Origin of the sequence: Acinetobacter sp. CIP 101966, from assembly GCF_000369725.1 — a bacterium.
Classification (GTDB): Bacteria; Pseudomonadota; Gammaproteobacteria; order Pseudomonadales; family Moraxellaceae; genus Acinetobacter; species Acinetobacter lwoffii_Q.
In genome coordinates this window covers 1,256,145-1,274,879 of the sequence record NZ_KB850160.1, presented here as the reverse complement: position 1 = coordinate 1,274,879, position 18,735 = coordinate 1,256,145, and the positions used below count along the sequence as shown (strand labels likewise).

Sequence of the window (18,735 nt, the reverse complement as noted above, 5' to 3'; positions counted from 1 at the left end):
TTAATCATTTTCACTTACATCATAAAAGGATTTTGTGCTTTGTAAATATACAATTTGTCACTAATTACAAATCATCGAAGCACAATATACCGATTAAATCGATGCATGATTTGCACAGGTTTCTGATCAATCCTGCAGATATCAAAAGGATTACTTTGCTTCAGCCGACTTCTCTGATTAAATCTCGGTTTGAATCAGACTCCCAGGATTTAACCATGTTTGTCAAAACCATTAAACGTCACTATGACAGAATCAATGCTGATGAATCGATTGCCGATGAAGACAAGATTGATGCGCTGCTGATGAAACTTGGTGCAGAGTTTTTGATGAGTCAGGAAGACCGAGTATATGTCTTTCAAAAAGGTGAACTCACGGCAAAGTTTGATGCCAAACATGCGCGGGCCTATCATTTTAAAGATTATGTGGTAAAAGACATGAACAAGCTGTTTCATGGCTTCTAAAATAAAAAAGCCAAGAATTTTATCTTGGCTTTTTTATGAGTTATGCAGTGATTATTGCGGACGCGTTACATCACCGCTCAAAGCTTCAGGAAGCTCCAGAACTTCGAGACCTAGCTCAGCCAATGCTTCAGGTTTTGCCACGACTAGCGCTTTATAACCATTTTCAATCGCGATGCTATTGACGATTTCAACATCATTATTCAGTTTGGTCGCAACATCAGGCGCGGCACCTGTGCCTTGAACCAGATGTAACCAGTGTTTTGGCTTGGCTTTAAACCATAAACGCGCAATCACTTCCTGACCCAGATAGCAACCCTTGTCGTAGTGAATGCCTTCGCGTTGATGCAAACGTAATTCTTGTGGTTGAAACAGGGTTGCAGTGGCAGCCTGAATCCAGGCCTGACCTGATTCAATGGCTTGCTGTTCCCACATCGTCACATCGGTTTCAGTCGCCACAAAGTCAGTATGAATGCCATTGATGACTGGATAAACTGGACCGACCAGTTCCAGTTTCATTTTTGAAAAGGCACCAAATTTTTTAATATGATTGGTCAGTTCCGTAGCCTGATCTTCAGTGCTGACGATTTCAAAACTTTCCGGACTGATTTTTTTAAGCCACAAGCCAAATTGAATGCGTCCTTTCAGACTGCAGATCGCAGTATAGCGTGTCTGGTTTTCCGCCAAAGTTTCAGTATTCAAAGTCACCTGACCTTGAAGGAATTTTTGTGCATCTACACCATTCAGACTAAACAATGTAAAAGCAGGAGACGCTGCCATAATAAGCCCCGGTTTGAATACTATAAATCAATGCAGTTATTGTGCAGCAAGCATCAAATAGAGGCAAACAAAAAAGCCAACAATCGAAATCATTGGCTTTTAGTGAGCGGATCTTTAGTGGTGATGGCTAGCCGGTAATGGTGAATCACAAGGGAATTTGCCTCCACAGACTCGTACGGTTTCCATCATGCCCTGATCTTCATGGTCAAGGATATGACAATGTTGTACGAAGTCACCTTCAAATTTCTTGTAATGGCTGCGGACAATATAGGTATAGTTTTGTTTTACAAAAAGTGTGTCCTTAAACTGTCCTTTCATGCCACGGTATTGCACATCATCCAAAACTGGATTTACCGGATCTTCTGGGGCTACTGCCTCACTGACATCCTTACCTTGAGGATTCAAAATTTTAACAATCTGGAACGGGTTAACATGAATATGGAACGGATGACCACCAAAACCAGCGCTGGTCAGTTCCCATTCATCAGTCTGTCCAACTTGTAACTGACGGACATATTCGCCATCTACTGAACCATCTCCATCAAAGAAATCTCCAAAACTCAGTGTATCTCCATCTTTTTTATGTCGGAAGCCAAATTTAAATATGCCAGTTCTAGGGTCGGGGCCGAGCGAAAAAGCACTATATTGTTTTGGTCGGGCAGCAACTATTTTATCAATTTCCGGCGTCATCAGTGATGGATGATCACTAAACGCAGAAAGATTAAGCTGAGATAACTGGGTCTGGATGTCTTTGCTTAAACCAATTTTTTGTGCCCGATCTTTCAGGAACTGTGCAGCAGTCTGAGCTTTGGTCTTGGCTGCTTTGACATTGACCCATCCAAGCAGTTGGGCATTGAGGCGGTGATTTGGAGCAATTTGAGGACCTACATTGGGTAATGGCGCGTTAATTTCATCATCGATATTCAATTTGGTGTCAAAAAGGCAGTATCTATTGGTGGTCGGAAAGGCAACCATTGCATCATGACGATAACCAGGATGGAACATGGACAGGGTTCTGGTCTGTACATGATTCATGGTTAAGCCATCTTGCGCGATGGTATGCACATTCAGGCTATTCAGCTTCTCAAATTCAGCTTTCTTGTCTGCCTCCTGATAGGCTGAACAGGCTTTAATGGTTTGCTCTGCAGTAAACTTACTGGAGTCAGGAATTTCCTTAATGATTAAACCAATAGTATCGCGTACACCGCCATGAATCATGCGCCAGCGGTTAAATACATTCTGTTCAACCTTCATTTCTCCCACAATTTTACCGTTGATAGACGTGTAGTAATTCTGGTTGGTCCAGAAGCCGCCAATAGACAGGTCATTATAATTTTCTAGCATGCCTACACCTTCACCTTCACAGTTATTGGGAACAGCAAATGTGACATTAGGATCGGGATTGCTACAGCGATATTGGATTTGCTGGAACAACAGGATGTTTTCGTTGGGGTAACTGTTTTTTTCTTTCCATAGAATATCCATATCTCCAGTTGAAGTGACTTTGCCATTTTTGACTTTTGGTGTTCTTGAGCCTTCAATAATCAATGGGCCTGCCATGCCATTCGACACCTGAAGAGCAGTTGAGCCATGCAGATGGGCATGATACCAGTAAGTCCCTGCAGGATGATTCGGTTCCATTTTGAACTCATAATCAAATTTTTCCTGAGGTTTGAATTTCAGGAAAACATTATCACTATTGCCTTGAGGACTGACCCAGAAGCCATGGGTATGCAGGTTGGTGGTATTAAAGCAGTGTGGTTCATTTACATTCTCGACATGAGTTGGACAGGTTGTTTCTGACTCGGGTGGAAGCTGGTTATTCAGGTTAAGCGCCATGGTTTCACCCTGTTTGACCCGAATCTGTGGCCCGACCAATTGATCCTCAACATATTCACCAGTTTTTTTCTTATCAAATAAACTGGGTTTGGTTAAATAGCCTCTCAGCAGCACCTGATCCCATAAGCCGTTTCTGGGGTTATAGAGCTTGTTAGTCTTATAGGCCACGATCAGCTCATATTTGCCTTTGGCACTTTTCGGTAACAGGGGTGGGTTGCTAATCAAGCTGTCTGATGTTGTCGGAACGGGATGTAATGGCTTGGGTGGAGGTGTGGGGTGTGAGGGATGAGAGGGTTGGGACGGGTTAGGGGGATTTGACGGCGGCGATGGATTTTTTGTTCCATCCCAACCGCGAGCTAAGAGCGTCAAAATGGCGGCTATAGCTCCGAATATTGCGATTTTCAACATTTCAGTTCTGCCTGTTATGGTTATTGTTTTAATGTGAGGATTACGAATAATGTGATATGCGTCACACTGAGCTTCTGATAGTTTTGGAAAATCTGCTATCCCAAATTAGGGGATTGAAATTTTGCTAAATGCGGCGGCAGGACAGGCCTAGGAAAACCAGGGAGACTATATTTTTTTATCTTTAGAAAAATGCAAATAAAATTAATTATTTATTAATGATATTAGTGGTTTATATTAATAATAAAATAAAAATTTAGAGAAATATTTTGCAACATAAGACTAAAGAATGAGGCGAATTATTCAGATTTTTTTAGCAAAAGACCGCTTTAAAGCAAAAATTCTAAAGTCTATGTAACAAATTCTTGCGAAAATACCGATTTTTATAATTAAGTATTTGAAAAATATAAAATTTGGGAAATGCTATTTGTGCAGCGTACAATGCTGCTATTACAAAAGTAACTCATCAATATCTATTGATGAATAAAAATAGAGATAAACGAGGGCAGGCAAGCTTATGAACAACAACTACCGTAAACCGCTGCAATCCACCCAGCTGGAATATTATGACGTGCGACAGGCCGTAGAAGATATTCAGCCAGGCGCATATGCCAAACTTCCTTATACTTCCAAAGTCCTGGCAGAGCAGTTGGTGCGTCGTTGTGATCCTGCCATTCTGGAACAGTCTTTACGCCAGCTGATTGAGCGTAAACAGGAACATGATTTTCCCTGGTATCCGGCACGTGTAGTGTGTCATGACATCTTGGGGCAAACGGCACTGGTGGACCTTGCCGGTTTACGTGATGCGATTGCAGAACAGGGCGGTGACCCGTCTAAAGTCAATCCGGTAGTTCCAACTCAATTGATTGTCGACCATTCACTGGCGGTTGAGTTTGGTGGTTTTGATCCGGATGCCTTTGAGAAAAACCGTGCCATTGAAGACCGTCGTAACGAAGACCGTTTCCATTTTATTGAATGGACTAAAACCGCGTTTGAAAATGTTGATGTAATTCCTGCGGGCAATGGCATCATGCACCAGATCAATCTGGAGAAAATGTCTCCGGTGATTCAAAACCGTGATGGTCTGGCATTCCCGGACACCTGTGTCGGTACAGATTCACATACGCCACATACAGATGCTTTAGGTGTGATTTCAATTGGTGTGGGCGGTCTTGAAGCTGAAAATGTGATGCTTGGTCGTGCGTCTTGGATGCGTCTGCCTGATATCATTGGTGTGGAATTGGTAGGTCAGCGCAAGCCGGGTATTACCGCAACGGATATCGTCTTGGCATTAACTGAATTCCTGCGTAAAGAGCGTGTGGTTGGCGCATATTTAGAATTCTTTGGTGAAGGTGCTGACAGCATGTCGGTGGGTGATCGCGCCACGATTTCCAACATGACGCCTGAGTATGGCGCAACGGCTGCGATGTTCTATATCGACCAGAACACCATTGATTATCTGACCTTGACCGGTCGTGAGCCTGAGCAAGTCAAACTGGTCGAAACTTATGCCAAAGAGATCGGGCTTTGGGCATCGGATATGACCCAAGCGGAATATCCACGTGTGCTGCATTTCGATTTATCGACTGTGACACGTAATATCGCTGGCCCATCGAATCCGCATGCACGTGTATCAACCTCTGACCTGAAAGAAAAAGGTATTGCCGGTAATCTAGATGCTGCTCGCGCACAAGAAGCAGAAGGCTTAATGCCAGATGGCGCGGTGATTATCGCGGCGATTACCTCTTGTACCAATACCTCAAACCCACGTAATACGGTGGCAGCCGGTTTGCTGGCGCGTAAGGCCAATGAATTGGGCTTGGTCCGTAAGCCTTGGGTAAAATCTTCTTTTGCACCGGGTTCTAAAGCGGCTGCTTTATATTTGGAAGAAGCAGGCGTACTTAAAGATTTAGAAAAATTGGGCTTTGGTATCGTGGCCTATGCATGCACGACCTGTAATGGGATGTCGGGTGCACTCGATCCAAAAATTCAGCAAGAAATTATCGACCGTGACCTGTATGCAACAGCGGTGCTTTCGGGCAACCGTAACTTCGATGGACGTATCCATCCTTATGCGAAGCAGGCATTCTTGGCTTCACCGCCTTTAGTGGTGGCTTATGCGATTGCCGGTACGATTCGTTTTGACATCGAAAAAGATGCTTTAGGAAACGATAAAGACGGCAATCCGATTTATCTGAAAGATATCTGGCCATCGGATGAAGAAATTGATGCGCTGGTGAAAGTTGCTGTAAAACCAGAACAATTCAAAAAAATCTATATTCCGATGTTCGACTTGGGTGTGAATGAAAAAGCAACAAGTCCGCTGTATGACTGGCGTCCACAAAGTACCTATATCCGTCGTCCGCCGTATTGGGAAGGGGCTTTGGCTGCACCGCGTACATTATCGAATATGCGTCCGTTGGCGATCTTGGGCGATAACATCACCACCGACCATTTGTCACCATCGAATGCCATTGTGCTTGACAGTGCTTCAGGTGAATACCTGAAAAAAATGGGCGTGCCTGAGGAAGACTTTAACTCTTATGCAACGCATCGCGGTGATCACCTCACGACGCAACGTGCGACTTTTGCCAACCCGAAACTGTTTAATGAGATGGTAGTGCGTTCAGACGGCACGATCAAGCAGGGTTCGAAAGCGCGTGTGGAACCTGAAGGCGAAGTAATGCGGATGTGGGAAGCGATTGAAATCTACATGAACCGTAAACAGCCGTTGATTATTATTGCTGGTAAGGATTATGGTCAGGGTTCGAGTCGTGACTGGGCAGCGAAAGGTGTACGTCTGGCAGGTGTAGAAGCAATTGTCGCTGAAGGTTTTGAGCGTATTCATCGTACCAATCTGGTCGGTATGGGCGTGTTGCCGCTTGAGTTTAAGCCGGGTACAGATCGTAAGACTTTAGGTCTTGATGGTACAGAGCTGTATAGCGTGATTGGTAATATTGCGCCACGTTCGACTTTAACTTTAGTGATTGAGCGTTCAACCGATGATGGTAAGAACCAGATTATTGAAGTTCCAGTCACTTGTCGTCTGGATACTGAAGAAGAAGTACATGTGTATGAAGCGGGTGGGGTATTACAGCGCTTTGCACAGGATTTCTTGGAAGGAAATGTGGCTTAATCTTTTTTTTTAATCACCCCTAGCCCCTCTTTGAAAAAGAGGGGAACTCCCTACTTTTTTAAGGAGGGTTGGAGTGGATTAAAGTTGTTGATATTGTTTAAAAAAGACCCTACTGTGAAGTGGGGTTTTTATTTAGAGCATTAATGTCTTTATCAAGAAAATACAAACAGGTACTTTTCTTTTTAAACTTAAGCAATTGAGCTTCCTCAATGATTAAAGACGTCTATAACTTTAAGGGAATATAAAATTTCATATGGCTATGGTGATAATTTTGTATTAACGCACTGCGCTATACTTGGCCTTATGCATCACTTATCTCAATGTTATTAAACTAGTTAACTTGAAAAAAATAATAAATTATCACTTAATTAATAAGTTACTAAATAATAATTAGAAATACTACTTTGCCCAAACGACACTATCATTTACAAAAATGGACAATAGACATTCATTACCAGAGGGTTATACTAGTCAGACCATTTCTAAAACCATGGAGAACAAAGATGGTTACTGCTGGCGAAAAACCCGGAACAGGCTTCTATTTTTGTGTTCAATGCGGACACCGCACCTACTTAGAAATTGGTACTGATCGTTTACCACCGTGTACCAAATGCCAAGGCAATCAATTTAACAATAAGAATGCCTAAGCAAAACAACTCAAACAGTTACCCTCTGTTTTGAATGAAAGCCCTATTACTCGATAGGGCTTTTTGCTATTTAAACATCCCTATTTATAGTTTAAGATTGATTGAAAAATAATCAATAAAACCCCATCTAAAACTCTAGATTCAAAGTATTTAGGGCAGCTCAATTGCAACATTATCTTGATCTTAATCACGACTCAGGTGTTGCCAATTACGAGATTGGTAACGAGTTTATTCGCGTTCAATTCAAAAAAACCTCGAAAGTTTATACCTATAGCTATAGCAGTGCCAGTTATCAGCATGTCGAAAACATGAAACAGCTCGCTCAATATGGGGATGGGCTAAATGCCTATATCAATCATCATACCCGACAGCTTTTTGTACGTTAAAACTGGTCTGCTTCTTGCTTCAGTGAAAGTCCTAGAAGGCAAATATTTTCTAAAGGATAAATATCTGCCTAGAAATAGTGCAAGTGCATATATTAAAAAGAGGGCTATCACCTATGGATATTCAACAGCACGCGCCAGAATCAGGAAAATTAGATAAAAAAGCCCATTTCTATTCTGCATGGCCGCTGATCCTGATTCTTTTTGGGGGCGCGATTGGCTCGTTTTACGCTGTGATCGCTTATCTGCTTAATCTGAAAATTTATAGTTCTGAACTGACCAGGCTCAACAAGGTCTTGGCCAATCTTCTGTGCGGGATGTCAGCGATCAGTGCCTGGTGGTTTAGTGCGCAATGGATTCAGGGAACATTCTTTCAATAAAATAGTAATTATTTCCTGAATATAAATTGCAATAAAGTCTCATTTTGGCGAATAAAAAAGCGTAAAAAATAAGAAATGGAATTTATTTCTCTATATTGGGGTTAATAGTGAAATAAATTTTCAGATTTAATCGAAATTAAAAAAACATAGGAAATTAATCCCGTCCATCTTTGCCTAATATAGCTTTCAAGGGTGTGATGGGATCGGAAAGAGTAGCATGCTGTGAGCGGCGCAAAACGCGAGTGCAGTACGAACCCAAAAGGTCTCGATCCGGCTTAGGACGCTATAGACCAAAAGTTTATAGGCTATAAGATCAGGTCTTACAAAGAATGATAGTTGAAGTAAACCATTGCGAGTTTTCCCAACACCCTAAAAAATTCTCTAGTAATATACGCAGAATAAAAAATTAAAATAAATATAAATCATAAATTTAAGAAAAATATCTAGCTGCGCAAGATACAAATAAGCCCTTCATTTCTCAACATGATCTGTTATTTTAAAACATCAGCTGCCCCTTAGGGGAATCCTCATGAATCTCGATATCTGGTGTCGCTTTTTACTGTTTTGCACACTGATCAATTATGTCATTCTCATGATCTGGTTCGTGGTCTTTGTCTTTGCCCGAAACTGGATGAAACAGGTGCATGGAAAATGGTTTCAGCTGTCAGATACCAGTTTCGATGTGATTCATTATTCAGGGATGGCGCTCTATAAAATTGGGATTCTGCTGTTTAACCTGACGCCGTTAATTGCAATCTATCTGATAAATCAAGGTTAAGTACGATGTTGTGATTGAATCTTCGAGTGATAAAAATAAGATTGAATTAGTATCATTTTATCGCTACTTGATAGCGTGGCAGGATCAATAAGAACGAAAAAAGATTTCAAAGGAGTTGAAGGATGAATCAATTCAAACCGGCCCTGATTTTAGGCGCCTTGATCGGCTTGGGAATGATTATTACAGGATGGATTCTGGGCAATAGCGCGCTGAAAATTAAACAGTATGAACGTATAGTTTCGGTCAAAGGCTTGTCGGAACGCGAAGTCAAAGCCGATGTGGCGGTATGGCCAATCCGCTTTAATGCCGGCAGTCAGGATTTGGCCGAATTGTACGATACCATGCAAACCAATACCCAGGAAATTCAGACCTTCTTAAAAAATGAAGGATTTAGCACGGAAGAAATTACCAGTGCTTCACCGAGTATCACCGATAAATACGCCCAGCAATATGGCGGGGATGCCAATGTCGCGCTACGTTACACCGCCAGCCAGACCATTACAGTCTATACCCATAAAATAGATGCAGTGCGTGCGGCACAAAGTCGTCTGGTGGCTTTGGGTCGAAAAGGCATTGCCTTTGCCGGAGATGATTCTGGACAAAGAACGGAATATTTATTTACCAAGCTGAATGACATCAAGCCGGCGATGATTGAACAGGCCACCGAAAATGCGCGCAGTGTAGCCGAAAAATTTGCGGCAGATTCAAAAAGCAGTCTGGGCAAAATCAAGTCCGCCAATCAGGGGCTGTTTAGTATTGAAGATCGCGACAGCAATACCCCGTATTTGAAGAAAGTGCGTGTAGTCTCGACGGTCGATTATTATCTGGCAGATTAAGCTGAGCTGGTCAAGCACGGTAATTGACAGCCTAGAAGCCGCTTGTTATTTTGCGCGCATTGTTCCAGATGCTGTACCCTTAAAATGCCCATCAATAACGACTTTGTCTATTGTCCACCGCAAGAACCGCTGCATATTGTTTATGAAGACGATGATCTGGTGGTGATTGAAAAGCCGGCCGGATTATTGTCAGTTCCAGGGCGTTTACCTGAGCATCATGACAGTGCCTATTTACGTGTGCTGGATAAATATCCGCAGGCCAAAATTACCCATCGTCTGGATATGGCCACTTCAGGTATTTTGATGTTTGCCAAACACCGCGATGCAGAAGTGGCGGTGAGTAAAATGTTTCAGGCACGCACGGTACTTAAAAATTATGTCGCGCTGGTACAAGGCAAACTCGAAGGTGAGGGCAGCGTCGAAGTGCCTTTGATTACCGACTGGGAAAACCGTCCGCGTCAGATGGTGCATTTTGAACTGGGCAAGGCTGCCAAAACCCTGTATCAGGCATTAGAATATCTACCTCAGCAAGACATTAGTCGGGTGTTACTGACCCCCATTACCGGCCGTTCCCACCAGCTTCGCGTCCATATGCTGCATATTGGTCATCCCATTACTGGCGACAAAATTTATCATCCTGAACCCCAGCGCAGTCCTTTAAATCGTATGGCCTTGCATGCCAGTTATCTGGCTTTTACCCAGCCTTTGAGTGGTGTCCCGGTCGAAATTAAGGCAGCCATACCGTTCTAATTTGATTCTGCTTAATAGTTAGATTCAACCGGACACATGCTTTTTAAGCTCATAAATATAATGAGGTTCAAGCCCTTAAACTGGGCAACCCGAATAAAAAGTGTGAGAATTTATTTCGATAGTAGCTTGGAGATGAGTAGCTTTACAAGCATGTTCAAATGAAATTTTCTACTGATCCATTGCCTGATCGGTTGTCACTACCGCACATAAATTTTTAATGTTCGGTTTATCTCTTGATGATGAGCCTAGAGAATTTTTATTCTTTTATCTCCCACTATAGGCCTGATGCCTTTATTTTTATGGTTTTTTAATTTTCCTTTCATTATTTTTAAACTTTCAAATTATATCCTTTGATATAAAAAATATCGTAAGTTGTTTCAGAATAGATTTGATTTGAGCCGGAAAGCAGTCTGTCCTACATGACTTTCACATAAAAATTTTGTAGAAAAATAAAATGAATGAATGACTTAGTGGTGATCAATGGCTTTGCTTATCTGGCTGAAGTGATGCAAAATCAATCATTACTTTATAATAAATTTTTAATTTGATGGTTTAGGGCGCTGCCCGGGGTTAAAGGAAAGAACGATGCTCAGTATGGCTCTCTTCGTTCTCGCGAGTATTTCAATATGTGCATTGCTATGGAGCTTGAAGGTACAGGCTTCATTACGCAGCAATATTCAGTTTTTACAGGAAAATCTGGATCATTCCCGCAGCAAATTGGCAGATTATGAAACTCAAGTTGATGAATTGAATTATGAAATCACCCAACTGCGGGTACAGAATGGCAGTTTAAACATTGCGCTGAATAAATATAAAAAATATCAGGATATCTGGGATATCGAGCAATATATTATTAACCGGACTTTGCAGGCCGAAAACTTTGTTGAAGCGACCAAGCTGGATGCTTCGATCATGATCGATGATCTCAAAGCCTATATCGCAAGAGTAAAAGATTATCTTGCCCAGTTTCAGGCGCAGGCCGTGGCCGAGGTTGAGCAGGAGGCCCGACAAAGTTTGCACGGTTATTATGAACAGGCCAAACAACAGCATCGCTTGCAAGAGGTATTGAGTGCTTTAGAGCATAAAATACAGGCCCAGCGCTTCGGCTTGCAGCTTCCCGCAACACAGGTTTTAGAGCAGCTGATTGAGGGTTATAGCGAAACGGATGCGGTTCGGCATTTACGCAATGTCCGTGACAGAATTCAACAGGCCATAGAAACACAGCAGGTGGCGAGCTGTAATTATGTCGACGACAATCGCCGTCGAAGTACTATTGAAATCCTTAGTCTGGCTTTCAACTGTAAGGCAGATTTATATCTCTCTCAATTAAGCACAGAAAATCTAGGCGAGATGCTGCAAGCCTTAAAGGATGATTATGTCTTGCTGAATTATACCGGGCAGGCACTGAGTCAGGCGATGATTCGGGAATCCTATCTTGATCTGCGTCTAGAGGAACTCAAGTTTGCTGCGCTGCTTTTGCAACTGAAACAAGACCATCTGCATCCACACATCGCGTAGATCATGACATTCATAGGTCTAGAAGATTTTTACCAGAGTATTCTGAATGCTATAAGTTGGTTTAAATCCTGATATTTTTCAGGATTTTTGGCCTTGAGGAATCTCGAATATATTGATCCCCTTACTTATTTTTATATTTATAAAAATCATATGTTTATTTATGGTTAAAAGATAATATTTTTTGTCTGTATCTCGATAATTGTACAAAAATCAGCTAATCTTAAATGCAGAATAAAACAGCATCATAATAAGGATACTTCTATGTCACGTGATTACAATCAATTCCCTGACGATGAAAATGGCAATGTACTGTGGCAAATGCATCAGGATGGCGACGACTTGCAAGAAGCGCACGAAATTGAATTTTCGATTGCCTTTGCGGATGAAGCGCAGGCAGATCGCTGTGCCTTGCATCTATTAAAAGAAGAGCAAAAAATCAGCCTGTTTCAGGACGAAGAAAGCGATACCCTGGAATGGATTATCACGATTTATGTGTATATGGAGCCTGCCTACGAAGATATCGTGGATCTGGAACAATGGTTCAGCAAAATCGCTGCACAATTTCAGGGCGAATATGATGGCTGGGGCTGCATGGCCTATGTCTATGATGATGAGCTGGATGACGAAGAGAGCAGCCTGCGTAGTAGCTGATCATGCTTGTATTTAAAGCATTTAAAATAAGAGACCCGGTGCTGCCGGGTTTTTTTATTGCTCTATTTAATTGCTACACGAAGATTTGAGCTTGAGTATAGATACATACTCATTATATATAGCCAGCTCAAAACTGGATAAAATAACTCAAATGAGTACTTAACTCAGGCTGATGATTTAGTCACAATAAATGTAGGGAATATCCCGCAATAAAAAAATAATAAGAACAAAGGACAAGAAAAAATGAGTTACACCTTAAAAATGCATCGTGTGTTCAGTGCACCACCGGAGCGGGTGTATCGTGCCTTTGTGCATCCGGATGCACTGGCCAAATGGCTGGCACCACATGGCTTTATTGCCAAAGTAGAACATGCGGAAGTCAAACCCGGCGGCAGCTATAAAACCACCTTTACCAATTTTTCTACCGGGACCCAGCATCATTTTCATGGCATTTATCATGAGGTCATTCCCAATCAGCTGCTGCGCTATACCGATCAGTTCTCTACCCCGGAATTGCAGGGTGAAATAGAGGTGACGATCATCTTTGAAAAAGTGTCAATCGGTACCGGTTTGCATATTATTCAGGTGGGTTATCCGGATGTGGTGCCGCCAGCGGTGTGTCATTTGAGCTGGCAGGAATCACTGCAACTCCTATCTTTGCTGGTTAATCCCCAGATTGCAGACAATTAATTCCTTCGATCTCCTGTGTAGGTTTCATCCCAATGTCCTATCCATGAGTGCTCCAGACAAAGATGCTATACTGTGCGCTTATTTGTTTCATTTATTTTATTTTTCTCTTTTTTTCGAGGTTCTTATGGATCTGCCAAACTGTCCAAAATGTCAATCTGAATATACTTATGCAGATGGCGATCTACTGATCTGTCCTGAATGCGAACACGAGTGGAAAGAAGGTGAAGTCACTGAAGAACAAGTGATCATTAAGGATGCCAACGGCAATGTGCTGGCGGACGGTGATAGCGTAACGGTGATTAAAGACCTGAAAATCAAAGGTTCATCTTCAGTGGTGAAAGTGGGCACCAAGGTAAAAAATATCCGTTTGCTGCCTGATGCTGCCGATGGGCATGATATTGATTGTAAAATCGAGGGAATCGGCCCGATGAAACTGAAATCAGAATATGTAAAGAAAGCTTAAATTTAGCCCTAGACTAAAATTCTGACGAGAGAATAATACGGTTGATGTATCGTATTATTCTCATTATTACTGAAATTCTGGGCTGATTATTTTCCTGCCGCTCTGATCCTCACGTTTTCGATTTGAGACCACTTTAATACCGCACCTGCATCTGGAATATTCTGACAATCTGCAACATATCGAGATCAAACCTTTATTGGTCGCGATCCATCAGGCACTTTTTAACACCGGCCATGTCACTGATCCCAATGATTTAAAAAGTCGTGCGATTATGCAGCGGGATTATGTGATTGGACTGAATGCTGTTACAGATCAGGCCTATGTGCATGCCAAAGTTTCACTGTTGAGTGGGCGCAGTGTCGAAGTTCGTCAGGCGATTTCCGAATTGGTGCTCGACGTGATGCAGCAATATATTGCGCCACAACCTGAATTAAAAATACAGCTTTGTGTCGAAATCATTGAAATGCCAAAGCAGACTTATCGTAAAGCTGTTATCTGAATGATGGCTTTTATTTGCTGAGATGATATGATCAAATGCCTTGAAACCTTATCAATGCCATACGAAATTTATAAACAGATCGACTTGGTCTGTAACAGCTCGCTATTTTATTCAGATCTAAAATTATTTCTATTTTTAAATGACGCTTTATGTCATTTACAGGCATGCGATAAAAGTTCTAAAGTAACTTTTAATCGCTGCTGATTTTTGAATCATCCAATCTAGAAACAGCATATTCATCCTGATTGAAATAAAAATAATTTAAAAAATAATCTTCAGGTGAGCTGTATCCAATCCGGCAGTGGGAAGAGCAAAGCGAGAATAACGCTTTAGCATAGGCATAATAATAAGAACAAAAAGATCAGAAATCCGGTGAGTTGATTGAATCCCAGATTTCAGGTCTGACTTGTCCGGTTGAAGGAAATTTTATGCAGGTTTTTGGGGATGAAAAATTGGCTCAGGAAGTCATGGCATTTCTTCAGGAGTGGGATAATGCCGTAGCCAGACTTGAAATTCAGGATATTGTTCAATTATGCCGACCCGATATCCGTCTGGTCGATGTCAGTATGGAAGTGAAAGGTGTAGAAGCCTATCAGGCACTCTGGCAGCAATATCGGGCATTTATACCGGAAGGCATACGCATCGAACGCCAAGACCTTAATATTCATGTCACTTCTGATCTGGCTGTAGTCGATGGTTATGTACGGGTGAGTTATGCGGTGATTGAACCGATTTTCCAGCTGGGCTGGTGTCGGGTCAGCATGTGCCTGAGCAAGCAGCAGGGCAAATGGCAATTGCTGCATCAACATACTTCAGTCCCTGTGCAACTCGAAACCCGGAAAATGCGCCGGATCAAAAGCGTGAGTTAATCTATTTACCTGAAAAGATTTAAGTGAAATATCTTTGCAAATGATTACAGGAATACCTTTGTAACAAAAATATAGAAAGTCCTAAATTATGTTGAAGGAATAATATTTTAGGACTTTTCAGGTGGATAACAACAAGAACAGTCAAGTAAAACCACGACAGGCCAACCTGCAACAACAGACTGAAGTATTGATGCCGGATCAGTCCGAGCGGCAACGCACCCAACATGCACTCAGAATGATGGCAGGCTTTGTAATTGCTGCTGTAGTCATGACGGCATTGTATTTTGGCCGTGATATTTTTATTCCGCTGGCTTTGGCCATTCTGCTGGCATTTTTACTTTCTCCTCTGGTTTCCCGTTTGAAGCGTTGGGGCTGTCCCCAATGGGCGGCGATTGGCCTGGTCATGTGCTTGACCTTGTCCTTTCTGGGTGGCACTGCAACTTATCTGGGGGTACAACTCGGCAAGCTGAGTCAGGAACTGCCGCAATATCAGGACACTATCCAGCAAAAACTGAAAATGCTCGAAAACTACCGTCAAGGACCGAGCATGTGGGACGGTGCGATCCAGACCTTTGACACAGTCGAAGATTCGATAGACACCCCAGAACAGGAAACAGAAGACCCAAATGTGCAGAATGTCAAAGTGGTCGGTTTGGAACCAACGAGTGAAGAGGCTGCGCTGGACTGGTTGAATAAAATCCTGAATCCACTGGCGATTATCGGGATTGTGTTCCTGTTTATGGTATTGATTTTATTCAATGGCAAAGACCTGCATGACCGCTTTCTGAAACTCTTGGGCGGTAATCTGAATATCGGCACCGATGCGCTGGATGATGCCGGCAAAAGTATCGGAACCTATTTGCGCATGCAGCTGCTGGTCAATGTCACTTATGGCATTCCCATGGCGATTGGGCTGTTATTGATTGGTGTGCCGGCAGCGATTATGTGGGGGCTGGTTGCGGTGGTTATGCGTTTTGTACCCTATGTTGGCCCGATCGTTTCAGCTATTTTCCCGATTACGCTGGCTTTCGCCGTTGATCCGGGCTGGGACATGGTGCTCTGGACTGTGGCCTTGATACTGGTGCTGGAACTCATCAGCAATAACGTGATTGAACCGTGGCTCTATGGGGAAAGTACCGGTCTGTCTACTTTGGCAATTATTCTGGCTGCTACGTTCTGGACCACCCTCTGGGGACCGGTAGGGCTGATCTTGTCGACGCCTTTGACTGCCTGCCTGCTGGTTTTGTCCAATTATGTACCGGCACTGGGTTTTGTCAAAACCTTACTTGGCAGTACGCCAGTATTGTCACCCTCCGAACGCTTTTACCAACGACTGGTGGCTGATGAAGTCAATGATGCAATGCAGGTAGCCAATGATTACATCTGTGCACAATTACCGAAAAAGCCCAGTGAAGAGGAGGTGGCCCGTCGGGTACAAATGTTCTATGGCGAAGTGGCCATTCCAGCCATTCGGATTTATTCTCAAGGACATGATACCGATGTCACTGCCGAACACCGGTTGCGTCTTTATCAGGGCTTGCAGTTCTTTAATCATGCGTTTCAAAAAGCCTATCCGAGTAAGATGAGTGCCGAGCAGCCCGAAGTCTATTGCGTTGGTGCACGTTGGGAAATTGACACCCAGATTTCTGCCATGTTGGCACACGCGCTGAATCTCAAAAATATTGCTGCCCGAAATGATCCGGATGTATTGATTCAATCGAGTGAATCAGGAAAGGGTATTGTACTGCCAGCTTCGATCAAGATTTTATGTGTGTCGATTTTTCATCATGCGCCTGCGGCACAGATTCGGCTGCTGAAATATAGACTGGCGCAGCAATATCCTGAGCTGAAAATCATTTTTGCGACTTGGGGCGTGATGCAGCTGAAGCTTCTGGATGAACTGCAACAACGTTTTGAGCTGGAGGCATTGGTCAATAATGTCGATGATCTGATTCTGACTATCGAAACTTATACCTTGAATGAAGGCGAAAGCTGGTTTGAGAATCTGGAGATCAAGAATGAAAAAGAACGGCAGCAGGCTTTAAATGAATTGGGGTTATTGGATCATCGTCATCAGACCCTTTATAAACAATATATTGAAGAAGCCCGTCAAGCCTTTGACGTTGATTACGCACAAATTTCCTGGCTGAATCAGCATGAAATGTATATTCCAATCAGTCCTTTTACTCAGGAGCCTGTTGCAACCCGACAAATGTGCAAGGATTCAGTCTGCACCCATTTGCTCTATCAGAATGAGCCTTTGGTGATAGAAGACTTGCAGCGTGACCCGCGCTTTCCACATCTGTCAGAATTAAGACAGCATCATATCCGTTTCTATGCTGGTGTGCCTTTAAAAGATAAAAATGGAATTGCGGTTGGGAGTCTATGTCTGCTGGATAAACAACCGAGACAGATGCAGGCCGAAGATATGATTCTGCTTAAGGCTTTGGCGCAGGATTTAATGGCGACCCTGAGCAATGAGCGCAAGAAAAAAGATAAACAGAAGCAGATTGAGCAGATGCAGCCTGCTACCTCGGCAAGCGTTTTAAATAAGGACTAAATGATGAAACAAAAATGGATTTACAGCATCAAAATCATGAGTATCACATTTGGTCTAGCCAGTATCAGTTCATGGAGTCTGGCTGCTATTCAGGGACTGCATTTTTTACATAAAGACTGGGAAATTTCCTGTGATAATACCGGCACCTGCCGCGCTGCCGGTTATCAATCGGATCAAGATATTGATCAGCCGGTTTCGGTGCTACTAGAGCGTGCTGCGGGTGCAAACAGTAGTATCAAAGCCCAAGTCCAGATTTTACCCTTAGCTGCTGCCACACCTACACGACAGCTTCAGCTACAAATTGCCAGCACACCTTATGGTGTGATTGGTCTGAATCGGGAGGGAATAGGGCACCTCAGTACTGATCAAACGCGAGCCTTGCTAAAAGCTGTACAGGGAACAGCTCCGGTTGTATTTAAGAATACGCAATCACGCTGGAACCTGTCGACTTCCGGTGCCAGTGCCGTTTTACTCAAGATGGATGAATTTCAGCGTCGACTTTCTACGCCCTCAGCCTTGATCAGGCCGGGGAAAAAATCCAATCAGGCGGTGCTCAAAGCTGCAGCGATACCGAAAATTCAGATACCAAAATATCAGTCAGGCAAAGTCACTCAAGCAAAACTGAATACGGCAACAAGTCAGCAGATGATTCGAAAACTGCAAGCCACCACCAAGGAAGATCAATGTGATTTGCTGTTTAGCCAGCGTTTTCTGGATGATGATGTTATGACCATTTATCCCATTAATGCCCAGAATCAACTGATTCAGATTCCATGCTGGCGTGGGGCTTATAATATGGGTAGTGGCTTCTGGCTGATGGATCGAAACAAGCAATTTAAACAGTTGGTGACGACCTCGGGAGAAACATTTAACCAAGGCCAGATATTTTCCGGGCATAAAGTGCGTGGTTTGGGCGATTGTCTGAGTCAGAACGAATGGGCCTGGAATGGCAAGAAATTTGTCAAAAGCTTCAGTGGTCTGACCGTACAATGCAAAGGCTTCGCCGGTGGTGCTTGGAATTTACCGACCTATGTAAGCAAAATCATTTATCAGGCCAAATAGTATTGTTTATAAAATGTCTTGTCCTGAAATA

At 42.9% G+C, this 18,735-nt stretch carries 18 protein-coding genes; 16 read left to right on the top strand and 2 right to left on the bottom strand.

Features of this window, described 5'->3' with window-relative positions:
* Window positions 1–215 precede the first annotated feature (215 nt).
* Window positions 216–461 carry a hypothetical protein gene (locus F891_RS12200; RefSeq protein ID WP_004645929.1) on the top strand — a complete coding sequence of 82 codons (246 nt, stop codon included), beginning with the start codon at window positions 216–218 and terminating at the stop codon, window positions 459–461.
* 51 nt (window positions 462–512) lie between these two features.
* Here F891_RS12200 and F891_RS12195 read toward each other — a convergent pair whose 3' ends face one another.
* Entirely contained in the window at window positions 513–1,238 is a 726-nt protein-coding gene (locus F891_RS12195) for a CAF17-like 4Fe-4S cluster assembly/insertion protein YgfZ (protein ID WP_004281725.1), read from the bottom strand.
* A 114-nt stretch (window positions 1,239–1,352) separates the two neighbouring features.
* Window positions 1,353–3,485 carry a multicopper oxidase family protein gene (locus F891_RS12190; RefSeq protein ID WP_005252718.1) on the bottom strand — a complete coding sequence of 711 codons (2,133 nt, stop codon included), beginning with the start codon at window positions 3,483–3,485 and terminating at the stop codon, window positions 1,353–1,355.
* 514 nt (window positions 3,486–3,999) lie between these two features.
* On the opposite strand from F891_RS12190, the gene acnD reads away from it, so the two are divergent.
* The 15 genes from acnD to F891_RS12120 all read left to right on the top strand — a co-directional run bounded on the left by acnD (window position 4,000) and on the right by F891_RS12120 (window position 18,704).
* On the top strand, window positions 4,000–6,618 hold the full coding sequence (gene acnD / locus F891_RS12185) for a Fe/S-dependent 2-methylisocitrate dehydratase AcnD (protein WP_004281727.1): 2,619 nt from the start codon (window positions 4,000–4,002) through the stop codon (window positions 6,616–6,618).
* A gap of 503 nt (window positions 6,619–7,121) precedes the next feature.
* The gene (locus F891_RS17525; protein ID WP_004645925.1) at window positions 7,122–7,265 is read left to right on the top strand and encodes a zinc ribbon-containing protein; all 144 of its coding nucleotides are present in this window, start codon (window positions 7,122–7,124) and stop codon (window positions 7,263–7,265) included.
* A 164-nt stretch (window positions 7,266–7,429) separates the two neighbouring features.
* Window positions 7,430–7,651 carry a hypothetical protein gene (locus tag F891_RS12180; protein ID WP_004281729.1) on the top strand — a complete coding sequence of 74 codons (222 nt, stop codon included), beginning with the start codon at window positions 7,430–7,432 and terminating at the stop codon, window positions 7,649–7,651.
* 113 nt (window positions 7,652–7,764) lie between these two features.
* Window positions 7,765–8,028 carry a hypothetical protein gene (locus F891_RS12175; protein WP_004281730.1) on the top strand — a complete coding sequence of 88 codons (264 nt, stop codon included), beginning with the start codon at window positions 7,765–7,767 and terminating at the stop codon, window positions 8,026–8,028.
* A gap of 529 nt (window positions 8,029–8,557) precedes the next feature.
* Window positions 8,558–8,806 (top strand): DUF6868 family protein, encoded by a 249-nt coding sequence (locus tag F891_RS12170; protein WP_004281731.1) that lies wholly within the window; start codon window positions 8,558–8,560, stop codon window positions 8,804–8,806.
* A gap of 122 nt (window positions 8,807–8,928) precedes the next feature.
* Entirely contained in the window at window positions 8,929–9,642 is a 714-nt protein-coding gene (locus F891_RS12165; RefSeq protein ID WP_004281732.1) for an SIMPL domain-containing protein, read from the top strand.
* A gap of 84 nt (window positions 9,643–9,726) precedes the next feature.
* Window positions 9,727–10,392, top strand: a complete 666-nt coding sequence (locus F891_RS12160) for a pseudouridine synthase (RefSeq protein ID WP_005252715.1) — start codon at window positions 9,727–9,729, stop codon at window positions 10,390–10,392.
* A gap of 585 nt (window positions 10,393–10,977) precedes the next feature.
* Window positions 10,978–11,910, top strand: coding sequence for an SNIPE associated domain-containing protein (locus F891_RS12155; protein ID WP_004281734.1), 933 nt, complete (start codon window positions 10,978–10,980; stop codon window positions 11,908–11,910).
* 261 nt (window positions 11,911–12,171) lie between these two features.
* Window positions 12,172–12,561, top strand: coding sequence for a ribonuclease E inhibitor RraB (locus F891_RS12150; RefSeq protein WP_004281735.1), 390 nt, complete (start codon window positions 12,172–12,174; stop codon window positions 12,559–12,561).
* A gap of 243 nt (window positions 12,562–12,804) precedes the next feature.
* On the top strand, window positions 12,805–13,251 hold the full coding sequence (locus tag F891_RS12145) for an SRPBCC domain-containing protein (protein ID WP_004281736.1): 447 nt from the start codon (window positions 12,805–12,807) through the stop codon (window positions 13,249–13,251).
* Window positions 13,252–13,375: 124 nt separating this feature from the next.
* Window positions 13,376–13,714 (top strand): zinc ribbon domain-containing protein YjdM, encoded by a 339-nt coding sequence (locus F891_RS12140; RefSeq protein WP_005263625.1) that lies wholly within the window; start codon window positions 13,376–13,378, stop codon window positions 13,712–13,714.
* 136 nt (window positions 13,715–13,850) lie between these two features.
* Window positions 13,851–14,213, top strand: a complete 363-nt coding sequence (locus tag F891_RS12135; protein WP_034436289.1) for a 5-carboxymethyl-2-hydroxymuconate Delta-isomerase — start codon at window positions 13,851–13,853, stop codon at window positions 14,211–14,213.
* Window positions 14,214–14,641: 428 nt separating this feature from the next.
* Window positions 14,642–15,082: a YybH family protein gene (locus F891_RS12130; RefSeq protein WP_005252710.1), complete on the top strand. Its 441-nt coding sequence runs from the start codon at window positions 14,642–14,644 to the stop codon at window positions 15,080–15,082.
* 121 nt (window positions 15,083–15,203) lie between these two features.
* Window positions 15,204–17,642: an AI-2E family transporter gene (locus F891_RS12125; protein ID WP_005252696.1), complete on the top strand. Its 2,439-nt coding sequence runs from the start codon at window positions 15,204–15,206 to the stop codon at window positions 17,640–17,642.
* A 3-nt stretch (window positions 17,643–17,645) separates the two neighbouring features.
* Window positions 17,646–18,704, top strand: a complete 1,059-nt coding sequence (locus F891_RS12120; protein ID WP_005252694.1) for a DUF1176 domain-containing protein — start codon at window positions 17,646–17,648, stop codon at window positions 18,702–18,704.
* The last annotated feature ends 31 nt before the right edge of the window (window positions 18,705–18,735 follow it).

Bases quoted from the DNA above. Each gene is read 5' to 3' on its own strand.
- F891_RS12200 (WP_004645929.1), top strand. From the start codon at position 216: ATGTTTGTCAAAACCATTAAACGTCACTATGACAGAATCAATGCTGAT.
- F891_RS12195 (WP_004281725.1), bottom strand. From the start codon at position 1,238: ATGGCAGCGTCTCCTGCTTTTACATTGTTTAGTCTGAATGGTGTAGAT.
- F891_RS12190 (WP_005252718.1), bottom strand. From the start codon at position 3,485: ATGTTGAAAATCGCAATATTCGGAGCTATAGCCGCCATTTTGACGCTC.
- acnD (WP_004281727.1), top strand. From the start codon at position 4,000: ATGAACAACAACTACCGTAAACCGCTGCAATCCACCCAGCTGGAATAT.
- F891_RS17525 (WP_004645925.1), top strand. From the start codon at position 7,122: ATGGTTACTGCTGGCGAAAAACCCGGAACAGGCTTCTATTTTTGTGTT.
- F891_RS12175 (WP_004281730.1), top strand. From the start codon at position 7,765: ATGGATATTCAACAGCACGCGCCAGAATCAGGAAAATTAGATAAAAAA.
- F891_RS12170 (WP_004281731.1), top strand. From the start codon at position 8,558: ATGAATCTCGATATCTGGTGTCGCTTTTTACTGTTTTGCACACTGATC.
- F891_RS12165 (WP_004281732.1), top strand. From the start codon at position 8,929: ATGAATCAATTCAAACCGGCCCTGATTTTAGGCGCCTTGATCGGCTTG.
- F891_RS12160 (WP_005252715.1), top strand. From the start codon at position 9,727: ATGCCCATCAATAACGACTTTGTCTATTGTCCACCGCAAGAACCGCTG.
- F891_RS12155 (WP_004281734.1), top strand. From the start codon at position 10,978: ATGCTCAGTATGGCTCTCTTCGTTCTCGCGAGTATTTCAATATGTGCA.
- F891_RS12150 (WP_004281735.1), top strand. From the start codon at position 12,172: ATGTCACGTGATTACAATCAATTCCCTGACGATGAAAATGGCAATGTA.
- F891_RS12145 (WP_004281736.1), top strand. From the start codon at position 12,805: ATGAGTTACACCTTAAAAATGCATCGTGTGTTCAGTGCACCACCGGAG.
- F891_RS12140 (WP_005263625.1), top strand. From the start codon at position 13,376: ATGGATCTGCCAAACTGTCCAAAATGTCAATCTGAATATACTTATGCA.
- F891_RS12130 (WP_005252710.1), top strand. From the start codon at position 14,642: ATGCAGGTTTTTGGGGATGAAAAATTGGCTCAGGAAGTCATGGCATTT.
- F891_RS12120 (WP_005252694.1), top strand. From the start codon at position 17,646: ATGAAACAAAAATGGATTTACAGCATCAAAATCATGAGTATCACATTT.